The organism is Cytobacillus firmus (assembly GCF_023715565.1).
Lineage (GTDB): Bacteria > Bacillota > Bacilli > Bacillales > Cytobacillaceae > Cytobacillus > Cytobacillus firmus_C.
This window is the reverse complement of record NZ_JAMBOJ010000123.1, coordinates 1-1,942: the sequence shown is the minus strand read 5'-3', so window position 1 is coordinate 1,942 and position 1,942 is coordinate 1. Positions and strand designations below refer to the sequence as shown.

The 1,942-nt window shown below is 46.1% G+C and carries 1 protein-coding gene; it reads left to right on the top strand.

All coding sequences use genetic code 11. From position 1 onward, the window contains the following. The first annotated feature begins 491 nt into the window (after window positions 1-491). On the top strand, window positions 492-1,811 hold the full coding sequence (locus M3205_RS25000; RefSeq protein ID WP_251172345.1) for a short-chain fatty acid transporter: 1,320 nt from the start codon (window positions 492-494) through the stop codon (window positions 1,809-1,811). The last annotated feature ends 131 nt before the right edge of the window (window positions 1,812-1,942 follow it).

The window sequence follows — 1,942 nt, the reverse complement described above, 5'->3', positions numbered from 1 at the left end:
CCAGTAGAATCTGCGGAGCGAAATTTTTGAAGTAGTGGAAGGGGCCCCTTCCACTACTTCAAAAACATAGAGCTAAATAACTTGTTTTTCCTAGGAATGAATTTACACAAAATAGTGGACTTGACTAGCCAGGTTCTGACTCTAACCAGCTCCTTTTCCCTTTTGGTGTCAGAAGTTGAGCCAGGTTCTGACTCTAACCCGCTCTTTTTCTCTTTTTGTGTCAGAAGTTGATCCAGGTTCTGACTCTATGCAACCCTTTTGCATTTTTTGTGTCAGACCTCGATCCAGGTTCTGACTCTAACACCCGCTTTTCTCTTTCCTGAGCCCGAGGTCTTTCCCGCGTTTCAATCTATTAATCTCATTCCTCCTACACAAACTGCCCCACAGTTGCCCGCCCCGCCTTTACATGAAAAATATTTCAGAAAAGAAGGAATAAACTGAATTCTAAAGAAAGTATATTAGGTCGATAAAAAATCTTAGGAGGTTGCAGCATGAAGGTACTTGTATCATTCTTTAACCGCATTATGCAGCGGTATTTGCCGGATCCATTTTTGTTTGTCATTATCCTAACTTTTGCGGTTTTTGGATTGGGCTTGATTTTTACAGGTAATGGACCTTACCAGATGGTTCAGCACTGGGGAAATGGGTTTTGGGGTCTCCTGGCTTTTTCCATGCAGATGGTGCTGGTTTTAGTCACAGGACATGTGCTGGCCAGCAGCAGGCTGTTTAAAAAGGGGTTAGGTGCCCTGGCATCCTTGGCCAAATCACCAGGCCAGGCCATCCTGATTGTGTCATTCGTGTCGATGGTTGCAAGCTTAATTAACTGGGGGTTCGGTCTTGTAATCGGCGCCCTGTTTGCAAAAGAGCTTGCCAAAAAAGTGAAAAACGTGGATTATCGCTTGTTAATTGCAAGCGCTTACGGAGGGTTCGTTGTCTGGCACGGAGGAATTTCAGGCTCGATTCCATTGACGATTGCTACGCCTGGCCACTTTTCTGAAGATATGATTGGCGTCATTTCTACTGACCAGACGATTTTCGCCGGCTTCAATATTTTTATTGTTGTCGCCTTATTATTGGTTCTGCCGTTTGTAAACCGCTTTATGATGCCAGCGAAAGAGGAAACGATCGTGGTTGATCCCGCCCTTCTTCAAGATGACATCCAGGCAGCTGCACTCGAAAAAGAGGCGATGACACCTGCTGAACGCCTGGAAAACAGCCGCACCATTTCCTTGCTCGCGGGGATTCTTGGACTTGTGTTCTTATTTTATTATTTCGCATCAAATGGCTTTACTCTGAATCTTGATATCGTGAATTTCCTGTTCTTGTTCCTGGGGATTCTTTTCCACGGCACGCCAAAACAGTTCCTCGAAGCCGTTCTGAATGCGGTAAAAGGAGCCAGCGGAATCATTATTCAGTTCCCTTTTTATGCCGGAATCATGGGCATGATGACTGCCTCAGGGCTGGCAGCGGTGATGTCCGAAGCGTTTGTCAGCATCTCAAATGATTATACGTTCCATTTCTTCGCATTTTTAAGTGCGGGGCTTGTGAACTTCTTCGTTCCTTCAGGGGGAGGACAGTGGGCTGTTCAGGCTCCAATTATGCTTGAAGCGGCTCAGTCAATGGGAGCTTCCATACCCAAGACAGCCATGGCGGTCGCATGGGGGGATGCCTGGACTAACCTAATCCAGCCTTTCTGGGCGCTGCCGGCACTCGCTATTGCGGGGTTAAAGGCAAAGGACATCATGGGATTCTGCGTGCTGACTCTCCTCGTCAGCGGCGTGATCATTTCCATGGGCTTCTTATTTTTCTAAAACGAAAAGAGGCTGGGACAAAACCCACCTCTGAAATGAAAAAGCCGGTGACATTTTACGACGAGTAAAATGTCACCGGCTTTGATTGTTTTTGAGAAAAATAAGGACCACTTCTGATACAATTAAGTTAC

Coding starts and splice junctions, on each gene's coding strand:
- M3205_RS25000 (WP_251172345.1), top strand. CDS start 492: ATGAAGGTACTTGTATCATTCTTTAACCGCATTATGCAGCGGTATTTG.